Here is a 3,081-nt window from a genome sequence, read left to right on the forward strand (position 1 = left end):
GCAGGTTGGGGGTTCGAGTCCTCCCGGAATCGCCATTTTTGGGATGTATGCGTTCATATATTTGAATGCGGGTTTTACCATTTACTGATCGTTTCTTTATGCTTCATCTCGTAACGCACCCTGATTATGATATTCCCCTAGCCGAGGGGCATCGGTTTCCAGCCAGCAAGTTTACCCGTCTAATAAGCCATCTTGAATCTGCAGGCGTTCTGTCAGAATTCACCCAGGTAAATCCAACCCCAGCCAGCGTTGCGGCTGTTTCAAGCATTCATGATCCGGACTACGTCACTTCAATCAGTAATGGTACGATTGCGTCAGATGCTCTGCGTGTACTTGGCTTTGAATGGAGTGAGGCTTTGGCGAGACGTTCTTTTCTGGCTCCCAATGGCACGTTGATGACGGCGAAGTTGGCGCTTGAACATGGGCTTGCATGTCATGCTGCCGGTGGTACGCATCACGCGCATTATGGCCATGGGGCTGGTTTTTGTGTGTTTAATGACATTGCTTTTGCCGCGGTCAATTTACTAGATGAGCCGGATATAAATCGGGTGCTGATACTTGATTGCGATGTGCATCAAGGTGATGGCACCGCGCGGATGCTGACGCATGAGGAACGAGCCGTAACCGTATCATTGCATTGCGCTAGAAATTATCCTGCGCGTAAGGCAATAAGTGACTTTGATGTCGAGCTTGACTCTGGCCTCGATAATGACGGTTACCTTGCTATCCTTGGTGATACATTGTCAAAACTGGCAAACATTATGCGCCCAGATATTGTCATTTATGATGCGGGCGTTGATGTCCATATAGATGACCGACTTGGCTATCTTAATATTACTGATGATGGTCTGCGCGCCAGAGACGATATGGTTCTGAAACATTTTCTGTCACAAGATATTCCTGTGGCCACGGTCATAGGCGGTGGTTATGACAAGGATGTAGCCGCACTTATGAACCGCCATGCGCATATTTTCAAAGCAAGCGTTGATGCCTATGCGCGATATTGCTGTTAGCCGAAATGCTTTTAGCACTATGTCAGTTCGTCTGGTCAGATGCCCAACGAACTGTAGCTAGAAGACACACGCTGAACAGCAATTTTCATGGCTGCTGTGCGTAAATCAGGGATTTCAGGATTGGCATTCCATTCAGCGCTGATGTCTATATAGGCTTGCCGCATTGTATCTTCCAGGCCAGAGCGCACCAGATCAAGCTCGGTCGCTCCTGTCAGGGCACGATCACGCAAATCATCAGGAAAAGGCTTGCCAGTCATCATTTCAACACCGCTGATAATGGCATTAAAATGGTTTTCGCTTTGCCGACGCTGCAGGCGACCAAACCGAATACGTGTCAGATTTTTGATCCATTCAAAGTAGCTAACCGTGACACCGCCAGCATTTGCATATAGATCAGGAATTACAACGATGCCGCGGTCACGGATTATGGCATCGCCTTTGGCAGAAATGGGACCATTTGCGGCCTCAATAATCAGGGGCGTTTTTATATTCGGGGCATTATCCTCGGTAATCACAAGTTCCATTGCCGCAGGTATCAGGATATCAGCATCAGCTTCCAGCATCTCAATGCCACTTTTTACGAAGCCGTCAAAGCCCTCAACAGTCCCATTTTTCATGATATGAGCGCGCAACGCCGTAATATCGATACCGTTTTCATTGACGATGGCACCGCCACGTTCCAGAACATGGGTAATCAATGCACCGTCTTCTGTACTCAGAAACAAGGCGGCGTGATAGCCAACATTACCAAGACCCTGGATGATGATGCGTTTGCCTTTGAGATCGCCGGATAGGCCAGTCTTTTCAACATCGATTTTATGACGAAAAAACTCTTGCAAGCCATATTGAACACCGCGGCCAGTTGCCTCGGTGCGGCCAGCTATACCACCCTTGCCAGCTGGTTTACCCGTAACGCAGGCCCACGCATGCAAATCGGTGGGATTGAGGCGCTTATATTCATCAGCCATCCACGCCATTTCACGTTCACCAGTTCCAACATCAGGAGCCGGGACATTCTGTGACGGGTGGATAAGATCACGTTTAGCCAGCTCCTGAGTAAAGCGGCGGGTGATGCGTTCAAGTTCTGTTTCATTCCAGTCGGACGGATTTATGATTAAGCCGCCCTTTGAACCGCCAAATGGTATTTCCATGAGAGCGCATTTATATGTCATGAGGGAAGCTAGTGCCTCGACTTCTTCCTGTGACACATGTTCGTTAAATCGAATGCCGCCTTTTACTGGTTCAAAATGTTCAGAATGCACTGAACGATATCCGGTGAAAGTATGAAGCGATCCACGCAAACGGACGCCAAATCGGACTACATAAGTGGAATTGGTTATCATTATTTTATGGGCCAATCCATCATCCAAATCCAGAAATGACGCTGCCTTTTTAAAATTATCCTCGATGGATCTAAGAAATTCATTGTCACTCATAATAGTCTACCTGTTTAGATGATGTTGAACGATAAGATGTACAAACAGCAACCGTTTCATCAGAACATGACATGACATGAGTTAGAAAACAATCTACCTTTTCAACAAGCAAACAGTCCCAGAATTATGACGTTCTTCTGGGACTGTTTGCTTTAGTTGGATTACAAGCATAATGCGTGAATGCGTTATTCTTTGGCTTTTAAATTTTCACGCATAGCATCTCTGATGAGCGCCTTAAGCAAGGAAATGCCCATCAAAGCCATCACAAAGGAAAATGGCAAGGCACCAATGATCATCGCTGTGTTGATGGCTGACAAACCACCTGCCAGAAGCAAAACGGCGATAACCAGTGTTAATGCTGCACCCCATGTAATGATATGGACATTGCCTTTTTGTGAGGCATCACCCCCGGCGGCAATCGTATTAATGATCAAAACAGCCGAGTCCGCCGATGTAACGAGAAAGGTCAGTAGCAAAACAACAATCACAACGGACATTGCTGTTGCCAGTGCAGGTGAAAGCATAATGTTTATCATCTCAAATAACTGTGATGAAATGCCTGCTTCCATGATTTGGCCACCAGCAATCCCTCTGAGTTCGAGATCAATGGCTGTACCACCGACAAAGGTAAA

3 protein-coding genes are annotated in these 3,081 nt (G+C 46.9%); 1 reads left to right on the forward strand and 2 read right to left on the reverse strand.

Annotated elements, in window-relative coordinates:
* Positions 1–98 precede the first annotated feature (98 nt).
* On the forward strand, positions 99–1,013 hold the full coding sequence (locus ABNT28_RS10630) for a histone deacetylase (protein WP_348721578.1): 915 nt from the start codon (positions 99–101) through the stop codon (positions 1,011–1,013).
* Between the two features lie 35 nt (positions 1,014–1,048).
* Here ABNT28_RS10630 and ABNT28_RS10635 read toward each other — a convergent pair whose 3' ends face one another.
* On the reverse strand, positions 1,049–2,449 hold the full coding sequence (locus ABNT28_RS10635; protein WP_348721579.1) for a Glu/Leu/Phe/Val dehydrogenase: 1,401 nt from the start codon (positions 2,447–2,449) through the stop codon (positions 1,049–1,051).
* Between the two features lie 185 nt (positions 2,450–2,634).
* The coding region (locus ABNT28_RS10640) for a BCCT family transporter (protein ID WP_348721580.1) at positions 2,635–3,081 on the reverse strand (447 nt) is incomplete at its 5' end.

Origin of the sequence: uncultured Candidatus Puniceispirillum sp., assembly GCF_963979125.1 — a bacterium.
GTDB lineage: Bacteria > Pseudomonadota > Alphaproteobacteria > Puniceispirillales > Puniceispirillaceae > Puniceispirillum.

Bases quoted from the DNA above. Each gene is read 5' to 3' on its own strand.
- ABNT28_RS10630 (WP_348721578.1), top strand. From the start codon at position 99: ATGCTTCATCTCGTAACGCACCCTGATTATGATATTCCCCTAGCCGAG.
- ABNT28_RS10635 (WP_348721579.1), bottom strand. From the start codon at position 2,449: ATGAGTGACAATGAATTTCTTAGATCCATCGAGGATAATTTTAAAAAG.